Source organism: Amycolatopsis sp. NPDC004378, assembly GCF_053602455.1.
Map to the genome: position 1 here is coordinate 375,714 of NZ_JBSGDR010000001.1, position 15,983 is coordinate 391,696.

The 15,983-nt window shown below is 71.8% G+C and carries 16 protein-coding genes; 4 read left to right on the forward strand and 12 right to left on the reverse strand.

From position 1 onward, the window contains the following. Positions 1 to 59: 59 nt before the first annotated feature. From ACWEN0_RS01890 to ACWEN0_RS01910, 5 genes are all read right to left on the reverse strand, one after another. On the reverse strand, positions 60 to 365 hold the full coding sequence (locus tag ACWEN0_RS01890; RefSeq protein WP_451968042.1) for a hypothetical protein: 306 nt from the start codon (positions 363 to 365) through the stop codon (positions 60 to 62). A 595-nt stretch (positions 366 to 960) separates the two neighbouring features. Further along, positions 961 to 2,682, reverse strand: coding sequence for an LpqB family beta-propeller domain-containing protein (locus ACWEN0_RS01895; protein WP_451968045.1), 1,722 nt, complete (start codon positions 2,680 to 2,682; stop codon positions 961 to 963). Continuing rightward, a complete protein-coding gene (gene mtrB / locus ACWEN0_RS01900) occupies positions 2,679 to 4,403 on the reverse strand; it encodes an MtrAB system histidine kinase MtrB (RefSeq protein WP_451968047.1) in 1,725 nt (574 codons plus the stop codon). The genes ACWEN0_RS01895 and mtrB overlap by 4 nt, the downstream gene beginning before the upstream one ends. Before the next feature lie 7 nt (positions 4,404 to 4,410). Further along, positions 4,411 to 5,088: an MtrAB system response regulator MtrA gene (gene mtrA, locus ACWEN0_RS01905; RefSeq protein ID WP_005150760.1), complete on the reverse strand. Its 678-nt coding sequence runs from the start codon at positions 5,086 to 5,088 to the stop codon at positions 4,411 to 4,413. Positions 5,089 to 5,245: 157 nt separating this feature from the next. Then, the gene (locus tag ACWEN0_RS01910; protein ID WP_451968049.1) at positions 5,246 to 5,560 is read right to left on the reverse strand and encodes a bifunctional 3-phenylpropionate/cinnamic acid dioxygenase ferredoxin subunit; all 315 of its coding nucleotides are present in this window, start codon (positions 5,558 to 5,560) and stop codon (positions 5,246 to 5,248) included. A gap of 165 nt (positions 5,561 to 5,725) precedes the next feature. On the opposite strand from ACWEN0_RS01910, the gene ACWEN0_RS01915 reads away from it, so the two are divergent. The 3 genes from ACWEN0_RS01915 (at position 5,726) to solA (ending at position 9,945) form a co-directional block, all read left to right on the forward strand. Then, positions 5,726 to 6,550, forward strand: coding sequence for an IclR family transcriptional regulator (locus tag ACWEN0_RS01915; protein WP_451968051.1), 825 nt, complete (start codon positions 5,726 to 5,728; stop codon positions 6,548 to 6,550). Between the two features lie 228 nt (positions 6,551 to 6,778). Continuing rightward, the gene (locus ACWEN0_RS01920; RefSeq protein WP_451968053.1) at positions 6,779 to 8,815 is read left to right on the forward strand and encodes an FAD-dependent oxidoreductase; all 2,037 of its coding nucleotides are present in this window, start codon (positions 6,779 to 6,781) and stop codon (positions 8,813 to 8,815) included. Beyond that, a complete protein-coding gene (solA, locus tag ACWEN0_RS01925; RefSeq protein ID WP_451968055.1) occupies positions 8,812 to 9,945 on the forward strand; it encodes an N-methyl-L-tryptophan oxidase in 1,134 nt (377 codons plus the stop codon). Before ACWEN0_RS01920 ends, solA begins: the two co-directional genes overlap by 4 nt. Here the strand turns inward: solA and ACWEN0_RS01930 are convergent. The 3 genes from ACWEN0_RS01930 to ACWEN0_RS01940 all read right to left on the reverse strand — a co-directional run bounded on the left by ACWEN0_RS01930 (position 9,931) and on the right by ACWEN0_RS01940 (position 11,973). Next, the gene (locus ACWEN0_RS01930) at positions 9,931 to 10,563 is read right to left on the reverse strand and encodes a dTMP kinase (protein WP_451969804.1); all 633 of its coding nucleotides are present in this window, start codon (positions 10,561 to 10,563) and stop codon (positions 9,931 to 9,933) included. The two genes, solA and ACWEN0_RS01930, sit on opposite strands and share 15 nt — an antisense overlap. Positions 10,564 to 10,642: 79 nt before the next feature. Then, a complete protein-coding gene (locus ACWEN0_RS01935; protein WP_451968057.1) occupies positions 10,643 to 11,401 on the reverse strand; it encodes a hypothetical protein in 759 nt (252 codons plus the stop codon). Then, a complete protein-coding gene (locus ACWEN0_RS01940; RefSeq protein WP_451968059.1) occupies positions 11,398 to 11,973 on the reverse strand; it encodes a papain-like cysteine protease family protein in 576 nt (191 codons plus the stop codon). The genes ACWEN0_RS01935 and ACWEN0_RS01940 overlap by 4 nt, the downstream gene beginning before the upstream one ends. Positions 11,974 to 12,220: 247 nt before the next feature. Here ACWEN0_RS01940 and ACWEN0_RS01945 point away from each other — a divergent pair, with 247 nt between their 5' ends. Further along, positions 12,221 to 13,219, forward strand: a complete 999-nt coding sequence (locus ACWEN0_RS01945) for a hypothetical protein (RefSeq protein WP_003085563.1) — start codon at positions 12,221 to 12,223, stop codon at positions 13,217 to 13,219. A 109-nt stretch (positions 13,220 to 13,328) separates the two neighbouring features. On the opposite strand, the gene ACWEN0_RS01950 is transcribed toward ACWEN0_RS01945, so the two are convergent. The 4 genes from ACWEN0_RS01950 to ahcY all read right to left on the reverse strand — a co-directional run bounded on the left by ACWEN0_RS01950 (position 13,329) and on the right by ahcY (position 15,979). Next, positions 13,329 to 13,670 carry a VOC family protein gene (locus ACWEN0_RS01950; protein WP_451968061.1) on the reverse strand — a complete coding sequence of 114 codons (342 nt, stop codon included), beginning with the start codon at positions 13,668 to 13,670 and terminating at the stop codon, positions 13,329 to 13,331. Beyond that, entirely contained in the window at positions 13,667 to 14,116 is a 450-nt protein-coding gene (locus ACWEN0_RS01955) for a type II toxin-antitoxin system VapC family toxin (protein ID WP_451968063.1), read from the reverse strand. Before ACWEN0_RS01955 ends, ACWEN0_RS01950 begins: the two co-directional genes overlap by 4 nt. After that, positions 14,110 to 14,397, reverse strand: coding sequence for a FitA-like ribbon-helix-helix domain-containing protein (locus ACWEN0_RS01960; RefSeq protein WP_451968065.1), 288 nt, complete (start codon positions 14,395 to 14,397; stop codon positions 14,110 to 14,112). Before ACWEN0_RS01960 ends, ACWEN0_RS01955 begins: the two co-directional genes overlap by 7 nt. Positions 14,398 to 14,506: 109 nt before the next feature. Continuing rightward, complete coding sequence (gene ahcY, locus ACWEN0_RS01965) at positions 14,507 to 15,979, reverse strand: adenosylhomocysteinase (protein WP_451968067.1); 1,473 nt, start codon at positions 15,977 to 15,979, stop codon at positions 14,507 to 14,509. Positions 15,980 to 15,983: the final 4 nt, after the last annotated feature.

Consider the following 15,983-nt stretch of genomic DNA (forward strand, 5'->3'; position numbering starts at 1 on the left):
AGTGGTTGCCGCGAACCGGGTGCGGAGTCGGACGAGCGCGGTGGGGCGGTGGCCGTGGATCACCCCGCCGAGAGCAGGGTCAGGACCGCTGCCACCGTGAGGCCCTCCGCCGCCAGCGCTCGGACGCAGGCTGCCGCCGTTGCTCCCGTGGTGATCACGTCGTCCAGGACCACCACCGTGCTTCCCGGTGGCGGGCGGCCTGCCTCGCGGAACCGGAGGCGGCCGGCGAGGTTCGCCGCTCGCTGGGCGCGGTCCAGGCCCACCGCGTCGCGGACTCCGCCGGCCAGTTCCAGCGCTGGGGCCACCGTCACCTCGAAGCCGCGCGCTGCCAAGGTTTTCGCCGCCGACTTGGCCAGGCGCTCCACGTGGGGGCCGCCGCGGGTGCGGGATGCCGGGCGGCGGCTCGGGGCCGGGACCAGGCACAGTGCGGGAACGGTTCCGGTACCGGTTTCCGCTCGCCACGCCCCAGAGCCGCTTGACACCGAGGGCCGACCAGCAGAAGCAGCGACACCCGGCGCAAACCGCGCAACCGGCGCGGCCGCCGCAACCGGTGCGGCCGGCGCAAACCGCGCAACCGGCGCGGCCGCCACAGCAGGCACAACCCCCGCAGCCGACGCCGCGACCTGGGCCCTCAGCGGCAGAACGGCCAGCGCCTCCGCCAACGCCCACCCCAGCGAGGGCGCCAGATCCCGCCGCCCGCGTTCCTTGTACGCGATCAGCAACCTCCGGGCCACGCCTCGGTACCGGGCCAGCGAGAACACCCTCACCAGCCCCGCCGTCGGCACCCGGACGACCTCGGACACCGCGCCCCAAACTCCCGCGCACCGGGCGCAGCACGGGGACCCTCGGGCTCCGCAGGCCGCGCACCGGGCCGGGATCAGCATTTCGAGCAGCATGCGGACAGTGTCGCGGCCACCACCGACAGTTTCGAACGTCCGGACGTCACCCGATCAAGTGATCTCAGCCCGGGTAGAACGGATCCGCGTCCTTCATCGAGTGGTCCTGCGGCCGCCACACCTCGCCCAGCACCGACGCCGTCCACAGGCCGCTTGCGTCCGCCACCACGATCGGGCGGCCCGCCGCCGCCGTCACGCCGTGGACCGTCGGGGTGAGGTTGGAGCTGTTGAACGCATCCAGCCGCTGGCCGTCGACTGTCACGCGGACCACCGGCTGCGAGGGCGACTTCGTCACCGCCACCAGGGTGTCCTGGGCCAGCCAGTCGACGTCGAGCACTTCCTGCAGGTCGTGGGGCTGGAGGACCCGCGGCTCGCGCAGGGACACCGAATCGCCGGTGCCGACCACCGAGGCCACCCACAGCCGGCCGCCGACCACCGCTGCCACCCGGGCGCCGTCGCGGGAGAAGCGCAGCTCGGAAATGGCGCCCTGCTGGAGCAGGTCCGCCGCGTTGACCGTCAGCGCCGTCCACTGGCCGTTCGGGTTCAGCACCATCCGGCCCACCGTCAGCTGGTCCGCGACCGTCCACACTTCGCCGCCGCCCGGGCGCCACGTCGGGCGGCTCAGCGTGGTGCCGCCCAGGCTGACCGGCGGCAGGTCGTGCCCGACGTCGCCGATCCGCAGGCGGACCTTGTCGCCGTCGCGCTCCACCACCGCCAGGCGCTTGCCGTCGAGGGACTGGGCCGCGCTCACGATGTCGTAGCCGCCGTTGCCCGCCGGGCCCGGGACCGGCGCGCCGTCGCCCAGCGACCGCAGCCGGCCGCCGACCGTCATCATCCCCAGCTGCGTCAGGATCGGCGACAGCGAGGCGTTGTACGCGGGCAGGTCGGTCGGCCGCCAGTCCGGGTGGTTCGCGACCAGTGGGGCGCCGTCGGCGAGGATCCGGATCCGCGCCGACGTGACGTACTGCAGCGTCAGGACGATCTGGGCGGCGATCAGGTTCCGGGTGTCGTCGGCGACGCCGGAGAGCCCGCTCAGCGACACCACCAGCGTCCCGTCGTCGAGGCTCTTGACGTTCGTGTCGATCTCGACCGGCTCGACGAGCAGGTTCTTCACCGACCCCGCCAGACTCGTCGACGGCCCGCTGACCAGCAGGTTCAGCACCTTGCTCGGCAGCCCGGACTGCGGCTTCGCGACGACGTACCGCCGGTCGGGGACGAACGTGGCCGACTGCTCCGAGTAGAAGCTCACCGGCACCGGGGTGTAGTTCTCGCTGAAGTCGGACTCGGTCGCGTACAGGTCGGGCGGCGGGTCGACGATCCGCCACTGGCCGTTCGCCTGCTTGCGCACCTTCACCTGCAGCGCCGCCCCGGTGTAGTCCGACACGAACGCGCTGTTCTGGTCGAGCGTGCCGACGTCGATGCCGCGCACGTTCACGAGCACCGTGTTCGGGTCCGGCTGCGGGGCGGGGTCGAAGACCGTGCCGAAGGTGTTCTGGATGATCGTGAGGCTGCGGCTCGGGTGCCAGTTCGCCCGGCTCTGCTCGTCCAGGTAGGCGCGGGCGGCCGCGTTGTTCTGGCCCGGCTTGAGCGTCGCGCCGATGTAGTCGCGGACCAGCGTCAGCGCGTCGATGTTCGGCTTGGGCTCGGGCACCACGTCGCCCGAGCCCTGTCCCTGGCGCTCCCCGGAGACGACGACCGGCTGCGACTCCAGCGGGACGTTCGCGCACCCGGCGACCAGCACCAGGCACAGCACCGCGAGACCGAGCTCTTTCCACCGACCTGTCACTGACCGATTTCCTCACGTTCGGCGAAGATCGCCTCCGGCGCCGGCGTCACCTCGATGATCCCGAGCGGCACTTCGGCGGCGACGCGGTCGGGCGGCGGCAGGACCAGGGGCGGCCGGCCGGCGGGCACGTCCTGGCGGCGCGGCAGCAGCAGCCGGAAGCAGGCGCCGTCGCCGGGTTCGCCCCACGCGTCGAGCTCGCCGCCGTGCAGGCGCGCGTCCTCCTGGCTGATCGCCAGGCCGAGGCCGGTGCCGCCGGTGCGCCGGTTGCGCGACGGGTCGGCGCGCCAGAACCGGTTGAACACCAGGTCGGCCTCGCCGGGCCGCAGGCCGACGCCGTGGTCCCGGACCGTGACGGCGACCGCGGTCTCGTTGGCCCCGACCGTGAGCACCACCGGCTTGCCTTCGCTGTGGTCGACGGCGTTGCCGAGCAGGTTGCGCAGGATCCGCTCGACGCGCCGGGCGTCGACCTCGGCGATGACCTCTTCGTCGGGCAGCACCAGTTCCACCGAGCTGCCCGCGTTGCCGGCGATCACCCGCACCTGCTCGACCGCGCGGGTGGCGATCGGGCGGACGTCGATGAACTCCGCGGAGAGCTCCTCGACGCCGGCGTCGAGGCGGCTGATCTCCAGCAGGTCGCCGAGCAGGGACTCGAACCGGTCGAGCTCGTCGACCAGCAGCTCGGTCGAGCGCGCGAGGCCGGCCGGGAACTGCTCGCGGGACGCGTGCAGCACGTCCGCGGCCATCCGGACGGTGGTCAGCGGCGTGCGCAGCTCGTGCGAGACGTCGGAGGTGAACCGCCGCTGCAGCCCGCCGAACTCCTCGAGCTGGCGGATCTGGCGCTGGATGCTGGCGGCCATCCCGTTGTAGGACACCGCGAGCTTGGCCAGGTCGTCTTCGCCGAGCACGGCGAGCCGCTGGTCGAGGTCGCCGCCGGCGAACTGCTCGGCCGCCGCGGCGGCCTGCCGGACCGGGCGCACCACCTGCCGCGTCACCAGGTTAGTGATGCCCGCCAGCAGGAGCAGCAGCACGAGCCCGCCGACGAGCAGGGTGTTCTGGACGGTGGCGACGGTGTTCTGCTCGGTCGTCAGCGGGAACAGCAAGTAGAGCTGCAGCGGGCTGGCGACGGTGTTGAGCGGCGTGCCGACGATCAGGTACGTCGTGCGGCCGCCGTCGGTGTCGGTGACCGTGTGCTCGAGCCAGCTCATCTCGTTGGCTTCGACGAACTGCCGCAGCCGGGGCGGCACGCTGTCGAACGGGCCGGCGGAGGAGGGCGGGTCACCGGACTGGTCGCGGCCGCCGCTGGCGAGCACCGGGACGAACGTGCCCGCCGCCGAGCCGGCCGCGTCCTGGCTGGTCGGGGTGATCGCGATCTTCTTCAGCGCGTTCTGGAGGCGGTTGGTCATCGCCTCGTCCGTCTCGCCGCCGAGGCCGACCAGCTCACCCGCGGCGGTGTCCGCGGCCGCGCGGGTCTGCGCGATCGCGGCGTCGCGCTTGGTGTCCAGCAGCCGCTCGGTGATCTGGTTCTGCAGCACCATGCCCAGCACGAACACCACGGCCGAAGACAGCGCGAGCGTCGACACGGTGACGCGGAACTGCAGCGAGTGCTTCCACAGCTCGTTGAACGCGATCGCGCGGCGGCGCGCGAAAACGACGACACGCCGCACCAGGCGTGCCGTCGAACGCGCGAACGCGGGGAGCCGTCTGCCGGTCTCCGTCGTCATGGAGCGATCACGGCGGGCCGGCCTTGTACCCGACGCCGCGAACGGTCAACACCACCTCGGGGTGCTCCGGGTCCTTCTCCACCTTGGAACGCAGGCGCTGGACGTGCACGTTCACCAGCCGGGTGTCGGCCGCGTGCCGATAGCCCCACACCTGCTCGAGCAGCACCTCGCGGGTGAACACCTGGCGCGGCTTGCGGGCCAGTGCCACCAGCAGGTCGAACTCCAGCGGGGTCAGCGGGATGGCCTTGCCCTCGCGGGTGACCTCGTGCCCCGGCACGTCGATCGCCAGGTCGCCGATCGTGAGCGACTCCGCCGGTTCGGCCTCGGTGCGGCGCATGCGGGCCCGCACCCGCGCGACCAGCTCCTTCGGCTTGAACGGCTTCACCACGTAGTCGTCCGCACCGGACTCCAGGCCGAGCACGATGTCGACCGTGTCGCTCTTGGCGGTGAGCATGACGATCGGCACCCCGGACTCGGCGCGGATCGCCTTGCAGACGTCGATCCCGTTCATCCCGGGCAGCATGAGGTCGAGCAGGACGAGGTCGGGCTTCAGCTCGCGCAGCGCGGGCAGCGCGCGGGAACCGTCGGCGACCACGGCCGTGTCGAACCCCTCCCCACGGAGCACGATGGTGAGCATCTCCGCGAGGGCGGGGTCGTCGTCGACCACGAGAACACGTGCCTTCATGTCCACATATTCGCACTAGTTGCGACGCCCGTACGCGCGACCCGCGTGTTTGACCACCAGAAAGATCAAGATCGCGACGGGTTCCTGCTCCATACGGGTGCCGCTGGACGGTCCGTGAAGGCCGGCACCCGGCCTTCACGGACCTGCGGAAAGGGGCTCAGGGAACGGCCGGGACGGGCGCGTCCACGAGGACGGCGTCACCGTCGACGACCACGCGGTACGTGCGTACCGGGTGCTTCGCGGGCAGGCACGTGGGCAGGCCGGTGCGCAGGTCGAACTGCGCGGCGTGCAGCGGGCACTCGACGAAGCAGCCCTCGAGCCAGCCGTCGGCGAGCGAGGCGTCCTGGTGGGTGCAGGTGTCGTCGACGGCGAAGAAGCCGCCTTCGGTGTGGAACACGGCGATGGGTACCGGGCCGTCGAGGCGCAGGGCCTCCCCCACGGGCAGGTCGGCGACGGCACACGCTCGGATCATCGAGTCCTCCGGAGAACGTCTGACGGGATGCCGGGGCGGTTCGTGAAAGTTGCGCATTGCGCGACGCTGCGCTCCCTGCGCAACAATCAGGCGCCGACGGCACCCACGTCAAGAGATTCGCCCACTCAGCCGATAGGAACGGCTCCGAGCGGATAGTGTTGCGCTATGCGGAACCAGGACTCTGCTGACGCAACCTCGGCGGGAAAGCACGCCGCGGCCGGCGGCAACGCAACTCAGAGCCAGGTGCAGTCGGTCGACCGGGCGATCAGCGTGCTGGAACTGCTCGCCCGCAACGGGGAAACCGGCATCACCGAGATCGCGGGCGAGCTGGGCGTCCACAAGTCGACGGCGTCGCGGCTGCTCAGCGTCCTGGAGTCCAGAGGCCTCGTCGAGCAGCTCGGCGAACGCGGCAAGTACGCGATCGGGTTCGGCATCGTGCGGCTGGCCGGGGCCGCCACCGGCCGGATGGACCTGGCGAAGCTCGGCCGCACCAGCTGCCTGTCGCTCGCCGAGGAGCTGGGCGAGACCGTGAACATCGCGATCGCCGACGACGGCGTCGCCATCAACATCAGCCAGGCCCGTGGGTCGGCGGCGATCACGACGCAGAACTGGACCGGCCAGCGGACGCCGCTGCACGCGACCTCCAGCGGCAAGATCCTCTTGGCGTACATGGGGGATTCCGAACGCAAGCGGGTGCTGAAGCGGAAGCTGGAGCAGTACACGCCGCGCACGACGGTCGAGCCGGAAGAGCTGATGACCGAGCTGGAGCGGGTGCTCGAAGACGGCTACGCGGCCTGCTACGAGGAGCTCGAACTCGGCATGCACGCGGTCGCCGTGCCGATCCACGGCCCGGGCGGCGACGTCGTCGCCGCGATGAGCGCTTCCGGGCCGTCGTACCGGCTTTCGAAGCAGCGCGTGAAGCAGATCGTGCGCCCGATGACCGAAGCCGCGGACGACCTTTCCGCGCAGCTGGGCTACTTCCGGGACTAGGGGTACAGCCGCGCGGACCGCGTTTCCCGGGTACGCCACCAGTTCCGGGGCGCGAGCGCCCGCGCGTCTACGCCGAGCCGCAGCAGTCCCCGCCGCCACGTGGGCACACTCTCCGGCGGCACGGGACCGAGGATGTCCTGCCGGGCCACCTTTCGGGCGCTTGACAGCGCGTCTCGCATGACGCACTTTGTTGCCGAAGACGCAACCTCGTCGCCCGGAGGAAACGCGATGGCAGCACGGCCCCGGGTGGTCGTCGTCGGCGCCGGCCTGCTCGGCTGCGCGCTCGCCGACGAGCTGACCGAGCGCGGCTGGACCGACGTCACCGTGCTGGGCGACGGCGAGGCCGGCGACCACCCGGGCCTGGTGTTCCGGACCCACGCGGACCGCACGCTGACCGAGTTCGCGAAGTACACCGCCGAGAAGTGCGGCGGCCTGGACGGCCAGTGGTGCTTCAACCCGGTCGGCAGCCTCGAGGTCGCGACGACGCCGGAGCGTCTCGACGACCTGAAGCGGCGGCACGGCTGGGCGACGTCGTGGGGCGTGCGCGGTTACCTGCGCACGCCCGGCGAGTGCGCCGACCTGCACCCGCTCCTCGACGCGGACCGGGTGCTGGGCGGGTTCCACGTCCCCGGCGACGGCCTGCTGCACCCGCGGCGCGCGGCCGAAGCCCAGGCCCGGCGGGCGAAGGCCCGCGGTGCCCGGTTCACCGCCGGGGAGGTCGTGGCCGTCGACCGCGCGGGCGGGCGCGTGACCGGCGTCGTCACGTCGGTCGGGCGCCTGCGCGCCGACGTCGTCATCGCCTGCGACGGCTTCGGCGAGCCCGAGCCGCCACGGCTGCCCCACCGGTACGCGCGGACATCGCCGCTGCCGGAGCTGGCCGGGCACAACGACGAACACGTCCAGGCCGGGTTGCCGGTGCTGCGCCACCTCGACAGCGGGATGTACGTCCGCGAGCACGTCGACCGGCTCGGCGTCGGCGCGGCGGAGGCGGACACGGCCGCCGCGCTGCTGCCCGCCCTGCGCGACGCCGGGTTCGAGGCCACCACGACGGTCCTGCGGCCCGGCACCCCGGACGGGATGCCGCTGCTGGGCGAGCACCCGGACCTCGACGGCTTCTGGCTGGCGAAAGCCGTCCTGGCCGAACACTCCGCCGGGGTCGCGCGCGAACTGGCGCGCTGGCTCGTCGACGGGCAGCCCGCACTCGCCCTGCACGGCTGCGACCTCGCCCGGCGCACCGCCGGGCCGCCGCGGACGAGTCCCTTCCACGAACGGCAGATCGCCCTCGGCGCGCACTTCGACGAGTCGTCGGGCTGGGCGCGACCGGCGCGGTACTCGGCCGAGGTCGCTGCCGAGGCGCTCGTCGCCCGCGAGCGCGTCGCGATGTTCGACCTGACGTCCGTACCGCGCCTGGCGGTCACCGGTCCCGGCGCGCTGCCGTTCCTGCAGGCGATGACGACCGCCGACCTGGCGAAACCGCCGGGCACGGTGACGGAAACGCTCCTGCTCGGCGAAGACGGTGGGGTGCGCGGCGTGCTGACCGTCGCCCGCCTCGGCGACGACCGGTTCCACGTCGGCGCCGGCGGACGGCTGGACTTCGCCTGGCTGAGGCGGCACCTGCCCGGCGACGGCACGGTGCAGGTGCACGACACCACACCCGGCACCTGCTGCGTCGGCGTGTGGGGGCCGCTCGCGGGCACCGTCCTCCCGGAACTGTCCACAACGGACTTCTCGGCCGAGGAGACCTTCGTCGGCGACGTCCCGGTCGTCGCGTTGCGACTGTCCACTGTGGGCGAACCGGGCTGGGAGCTGCACACGACGGCGGACCTGGGCCGCCCGTTGTGGGACGCGCTGCGGGAGCGCGGCATCGCCGTCGCCGGGCACCGGGCGTTCCTCGGCCTGCGACGGGAGGCCGGGGTGCGCACGCCCGGCGTCGACTTCACCGCCGAGCACGACCCGTACGAGGCCGGGCTCGGGCCCGCCGTCCGGATGGACAAGGGCTACTTCCTCGGGCGCGACGCCCTGGTGGGCCGCTCGGCGGCGACCGCGAGCCGGCGGCTCGTCCGCCTCACGACCGAAAACGTCCTCGAGGGCAAGGAACCGGTGTACGTCGACGGCCGCCCCGCCGGGTACGTCACGAGCGCCGGGTCCGGCCCCACCACCGGCAAGGCCGGCGCGTACGCCTGGCTACCCGCGGAGTACGGCCGGCTCGGGACGCCGGTGGAGATCGGGTACCTCGGCGGGCGCGTGCCGGGGAGGGTCGCGTGACGCACTACGACGTGATCGTGCTCGGGCTCGGCGGGATGGGCAGCGCCGCGGCGTACCGGCTGGCGCAGCGCGGGCAGCGCGTGCTCGGCATCGACCAGTTCGCGCCGGTGCACAACCGCGGGTCGAGCCACGGCGGTTCGCGGATCACGCGCCAGGCCTACCTCGAAGGCCCCGAGTACGTCCCGCTCCTGCTGCGCGCGCACGAACTGTGGGACGGCCTCGAGCGGGACAGCGGACGGCGGCTGTTCACCCGCTGCGGCGGGCTCATGGTCGGCACGGCGGGCTCGCGGACGATCACCGGCAGCGTCGCGTCGGCCCGCGCGTTCGGCATCCCGCACGAGCTGCTGGACGCCGGCGAGATCCGCCGCCGGTTCCCGACCATGGCACCGTCGGCGGACGAGGTCGCGTTGTACGAGCCGGGCGCCGGGCTGGTGTCACCCGAAGGCAGCGTCGCCGCGCACCTGCAGCTCGCCGCGCGCTGCGGCGCCGAGCTGCACCACGAGGAGAAGGTGTTCACCTGGAGCACGATGTCCGGCGGGGTGCGCGTCGGGACGTCGCACAACTACTACACGGCCGACCGGCTGGTGCTGTGCCCCGGCGCGTGGGCCGGCGAGCTGCTGCGCGACCTCGGCGTCGCGTTCGGCGTGCGGCGGCAGGTGCAGTACTGGTTCGCGCCGTCCGGCGGGATTTCGCCGTTCGAGCGGCATCCCGTGTACATCTGGGAAGGCGACGGCTACACGTTCTACGGGTTCCCGGCGCACAACGCGGCCGCGGACGGCGTCAAGGTCGCGTTCCACAGCGACGGCCGCGAGTGCACGCCCGACGGCATCGACCGGACGGTGTCGGCTGACGAGATCCACGAGATCGCCTCGGTCGTCAAACGGCACCTGCCGACGTTGCCGGGAGCGTTCCTCCGCGCGGCGACGTGCCTGTACACCGACACGGCCGACGAGAGCTTCGTCATCGCCCCGCACCCGGCCGAAGACCGGGTGGTGCTGGCGTGCGGGTTCTCCGGCCACGGCTTCAAGTTCGCGCCCGTGGTCGGGGAGATCATTGCGGACCTGGTGGTCGACGGCGCGACGGCGCACCCGATCGGCTGCTTCGACCCGGCTCGGCTACTCGGCCAGTAGCTCCGTGGCGAGGGCTTCGAGGTCGACGCCCGCGACGCCGTCCAGCACGTGCCACGGCGCCAGCCAGCCCGCCGCGGCCAGCTCGTCGTACACGGCCGCGCAGCGCTGCTGCAGGGCGTCGTCGGTCTCGAAGGCGTCGCGCTCCCGGTCGGTTTCGGCTTGTGCACGGCGTTCCGCGCGTTCGGCGGCGACAGCGGGCGCGACCCGCAGCAGCAGGTGCGCGTCCGGGCGGGGCAGGCCGAACCGGTCGACTTCCAGCTCCCACACCCACTTCACGACGTCGCCCGTCGCGTCCTGCTCCAGGCGCGCGGCCGCGTACGCGGCGTTGGACGCGACATAGCGGTCGAGGAGCACGACGTCGTGCGTGTCCCGCAGCGCGCGGATGTCGTCGGCCGCGCCGCTGCGGTCGAGCGCGTACAGCACGGCCATGCCGTACACCGAGTCGGCGAGGTCGCCGTGCCCGCGGTGCAGGGCCTCCTTGACGAGGTCGGCGTGCACGCTCTTGCCGTAGCGCGGGAACGCCAGCGACGCGATGCTCGCGCCCTTCGCCCGCAGTTGCGCTGTCAGCCCGTCGGCCAGCGTCCGCTTGCCCGCGCCGTCGAGCCCTTCGATGACCACCAGTCGACCCACGGCTCAATTATGTGGTGGACCGGCGGGCCCGGTGGAAGCGGATCGACACCGGGCCCGCCGGTACGGCTCACGCGGCGTGCCGCCGCAGGTGGAGGAGGTAGCCGGCGCCGCTGACGGCCAGCACCCCCACGAGGATCAGCAGCGGCACCCAGCCGGTGTCGTGGCCGGACGGCGCCGGGCCGCCGTCGCCGCGGGGCATCACCTGGGACGTCGCGTCGTAGCCGCCGGCCTCGCCCTTGCGGGCGTAGTCCGAGCCGGGGAGCTTGTCCCCGTAGCGCGCCGCGACGGTGCGCTGGTAGTCGGCGACGGTGATCACCGCTGCGCCGTCCGAAAGCGGCGTCACGCGGCCGCCCTGGACCGCGTACCAGGCGTCGACCTGCGGCTCGTGGAGCAGCTGGGCGCCCGCGGGCAGCTTGCGCGCGTAACCGCTCTCGATGTCGCCCGAGGCGATGTTGCCGACCTGCCAGGCGCCGTCGGCCCCGCGGACCGACCAGAGCGTCGCCGTCCGGCCGTCCGAGGCCCGGGCGGGCACGGCGAAGTAGGCGAAGTCACCGGGCGACGCGCCCGGCTTGCCGACGACGAAGTCCGGCGAGAGCTCGTAGACGGGGTACGCGTCCGCGTCGACCTGCACCGAGATCGGCCCCCGCGCGTCCGGGGCTTGGGCGAAGAACCGGACCAGGACGTCCTGGAGCCCCGCGGCCGCGGTGTGCGCGGCCACGGCGTCGGCGCTGCTGATGCCGGCGGCCTGGGCCGCGCCTGACACCGGGGCCGTCATCAGCAGCGCCGCGCCGGTCAGCACGGCGAGCACCAGCGCCCGCCTGCTCATCGGGCGATCCCGGTGAGCGTGTGCGTCCAGGTGAAAGACGAGTTCTGCGCGTAGTACCCGTAGGTCGACCAGTTGTAGCGCTTGGCCGGCCCCGGATCACCCCAGTACACCCAGTCGCCGCTGGTGTCGTAGCCGTAGAGGACGTGCGTGTGGCCGCCGCCCGAGCGGTACCCGACCCGCGTCTCGACCGGCCGGTTCGCCGAGGTCTGCTTCCGGACGTCGGCGAAGGAGATCTGCCGGTCGAGGTAGCGGCCCGGCGAGGCGAAGCCCAGCTTCGCGAAGGCGCGCTGCGGGTCGGCGAGCGTGCCGGGCAGGTTCGCGCAGTCCGGACCGGACTCGCCGTGGGCGAGCTGGCAGAACCGCGTCTGGCCGACGGCGGCGCCGTGGTAGGCCGCGATGGTCGCGCCCGAACCCGCCCAGCACCACTGGTTCTTCTCCTGGGCCTGCAGCGTGATCCGGTTCCGGAAGGTCGACGGCACTCCGGGCGCGGCTCCGGCGGTGACCGGCGCGACCAGGCACAACAGCAGGCTCACGGCCACTGCGACGTGAACCCGGCTCGACTTCACCAGCACGGACGGCCTCCTGCTCGAACGTGGGCGAACCAGCGGTGGTCACAACGGTGAACAACGTGGTCACCCGGAGCAAGAACGCCATCCGGAGGAACGGACCGTTCCGGGGCACAGCCGGAACGCGGAACAGTCACCATTACGTGGCCAACCACCCTGAACGGGGGTCGGCCGGGGCACTCTACGCTGCTAACGTGAACGTTCCGCGGTGTTCACGCCCAGCGCACACACTGGTCGGGTGAAGGGACGAGCGGTGGCACAAGACGGGAACCTCCCACTGATCATCGATGGCGCCCGCACGACCCGGGCATCGGTCGCCGAGTTGCCGAAAGAGCTGACCGAGGCGCTCCGCACCGGCGAGTTCCACCACGCCCTGAGACTGGCGATCGCCTACCGCGGCCTCTCGCTGGCGCGCCTGCGCGCGCACCTCGCGCTGCGCGGGGTCCAAATCGGACAGTCCACGCTGAGCTACTGGCAGCGCGGCCTGCGGCAGCCCGAGGTACCCAAGGCGCTCCCGGCGGTCCGGGCCCTGGAATCGGTCCTCCAGCTGCCCGCGGATGCGCTGGTGGTGCTGATCGGGCCGCGCCTGGTCCGGCGCGGCCACCAGCCGGCGGCGTCATTCCACGACCTGCGGTCCGGCGACATGGGGTCGATCGTCGAGGACCTGCTGGCCGAGCTCGGCGCGTACCCGTCGTCGAACCACTACAACGCCGACCTCGAGCTGCTGTCGGTCCACGACACGATCACGTTCGACGCCGAACACCGCCAAGTGAGCCTGCGCACGCGGCTGGTGACGCGGGCCCGGCGCCACGGCCCGGACCGGTACCTGACCGTCTACAACGGCGACCCGGGCTGCCGCATCGACGACGTCGAGCTGATCACCGACGAGGGCTGCCGCGTCGGGCGCATGAGGCGCAACCCGGACGCGGACACGATGGCGACGGAGCTGCTGTTCGACCGCAAGCTCGCCGAGGGCGACATCCACGTGTTCTGCTTCGAGGTCCGCGACGACTCGGGTTCGGCGTCGCCGGGGTACTACCGGATGCTGCGCGACCGCTGCGCGAGCTACCTGGTCCAGCTGCGCTTCGACCGCAACGCGCTGCCCGCGCGCTGCACGCGTCAGGTCCGGGCCCGCGACGACGCCCTGCCGGTGGTGGCGGAGGAGCTGGCGTGCGACATGGGCGGCGTGAGCAGCGCGTTCTTCAGCGACGCCGGCCCGGGTCTGGCCGGCGTCGCCGTCGAGTGGAACTAGCGCCCGCGGCGCTTGGCCCGGGACTTCGCCTTCGCCAGGGCTCGCCACACGGCCCGGTGGGTAGTCCGGGCGCACAGGGAAACCGGTGAAGCCAAGAACGGGCTCGAGGTTACGAGGGGCCGCCGCCGATGCCGAGCTCGTTTCCTTCGGGGTCGCGGTAGATGATCTTGCGCACGCCGTTGCCGTAGGTTTCCCGCTCGGCGGGCTCGATGCCGCGGGCGGAGATCCCGGCGACGCGCTCGTCGAGGTCGTCGACGAAGAGGGTGTGAAAGGCCCGCCCCGCCCGCTCGGGCCGCAGCTCGACGACGACCGACCCGTGCGAAGCGACTTGCCAGAGGGCTTCGGTATCGCTGACGACGTAGGTCGGCGGGGAGCCGAAGAGGCGTTCGTACCAGGCGAGGGCCGCGGGGTAGTCGCGGACGGCGATGCCGGCGAAGAGGTCGGCGGTCACAGGACCTCGAACCCGTTGGCCTTCGCGGCATCGGCCTGACGCTCGTCGCGGGTGACGAAGGTGACCGGCTCGCCGCCGGTGAGCTCGGCGGTGTCGTGCATCGCCACCGCGATGTGGATCGCGTCCAGGGTGCGCACCGGGTAGTTCTCCACGACCAGTCGCCGGGCGGCCATGATGACCCGGTTCGGGTTGAACGGGATCAGCATCAAGCCGCCGGCAGGCGACGCGAACTCATCAAGGTGCGCGAGCAGGATCGAGGCATCCGGGATCCGCCCGGTCCGCTTGGCGGCGGTCACCGCACCGGCGAACTCGATCCGGGTGAAATCACTGCTCAGGATGAAGTCATCGCCGTCGAGCAGCAGCTCGCGGAACCTCGCGTGCTCCGGCTCGTCCGGGAGGTAGGCCGTGACCAGCGCGCTGGTGTCGGCGTAGAGCACGGTCACCATTCACCTCGCGTCCAGTCGAGAGCTTCGCTGACGGCGGTGCCCCAGCCCCGGGCGTGTTCCTCGATCTCATCGAGGGTCGGCACCCGAGCGGGCGGCTCGACGTGCACCACCTTGCCTTCCGCGATCATGCGTTGTTTCCACTCCGCGCGGGTTTCGGTCTTCGCGACCACGCCCCGCAGGGCCTCGGTGACCAGGTCGTTCATGCTGCGCCCCTCGGCTTCGGCTCTCGCCTTCAACCGAGCGTGCAGCTCGTCGTCGATCCGGGCGATCAATTGTTTCACCGGTTCATGATAACACTAACCCATTAGTGTTATCACTGTTCAATACGCACAACAAAGGGCCGCCCCGAACACTTTCGGGGCGGCCCTGACCTGCGGAAACGCTAAAACCTCAGTACCGGTAATGCTCCGGCTTGAACGGCCCTTCGACGTCGACGTCGATGTACTCGGCCTGTTCCTTGGTCAGCTTCGTCAGCTCGCCGCCCAGGGCGTCGAGGTGGATCTTCGCGACCTTCTCGTCCAGCTTCTTGGGGAGGCGGAAGACCTCCTTGTCGTACTCCTCGTGCTTGGTGAACAGCTCGATCTGCGCGATCACCTGGTTGGAGAAGCTGTTCGACATCACGAACGACGGGTGCCCGGTCGCGTTGCCCAGGTTCAGCAGGCGGCCCTCGGACAGCACGATGATCGTGTTGCCGTTCGGGAAGATCCACTCGTCGACCTGGGGCTTGATGTTGATGCGGCGGATGCCCGGGTAGCGGGCGAGCCCCGCCATGTCGAGCTCGTTGTCGAAGTGGCCGATGTTGCCCAGGATCGCCTGGTGCTTCATCTTCGCCATGTGCTCGACCAGCACGACGTCCTTGTTGCCGGTCGTCGTGATGACGATGTCGGCTTCCGGCAGCGCGTTCTCCAGCGTGCGAACCTGGTAGCCGTCCATCGCCGCCTGCAGCGCGCAGATCGGGTCGATCTCGGTGACGATCACGCGCGCGCCCTGGCCGCGCAGGGACTCCGCCGCGCCCTTGCCGACGTCGCCGTAGCCGCAGACCACCGCGACCTTGCCGCCGATCAGGACGTCGGTGCCGCGGTTGATGCCGTCGATCAGAGAGTGGCGGATGCCGTAGCGGTTGTCGAACTTCGACTTCGTCACCGCGTCGTTGACGTTGATCGCCGGGAACAGCAGCTCACCGGCCGCGGCCAGCTGGTACAGCCGCAGGACGCCGGTCGTGGTCTCCTCGGTGACGCCGCGGATGCCCTCGCCGATCTTCGTCCACTTGCCGGTGTCGGCCGCCACCGAGTCGCGCAGCAGCTCGAGGAACACCTTGAACTCGTCCGAGGTGTTCTCGTCCGGGGTCGGCACGACGCCGGACTTCTCGAACTCGGTACCCTTGTGCACCAGCATCGTGGCGTCGCCGCCGTCGTCGAGGATCATGTTGGGACCCTCGCCGTCCCAGGTGAGCATCCGCTCGGTGCACCACCAGTACTCCTCGAGCGACTCGCCCTTCCAGGCGAAGACCGGGACGCCCTTCGGTTCCTCGGCCGTGCCGTGCGGGCCGACGACGACCGCGGCCGCCGCGTGGTCCTGCGTCGAGAAGATGTTGCAGGAGGCCCAGCGCACCTCCGCGCCCAGCGCGACCAGCGTCTCGATCAGGACGGCCGTCTGCACGGTCATGTGCAGCGAGCCGGAGACGCGCGCCCCGCGCAGCGGGTAGACCTCCGCGTACTCGCGCCGGAGGGCCATCAGGCCCGGCATCTCGTGCTCGGCGAGGCGGATCTCCTTGCGGCCGAACTCCGCGGCATCGAGGTCGGCGACGGCGAACTCGACGCCGTTGCGGGTCTCGTGCCGCTTCGCAACGCTTTCGGGGGGCATAGTG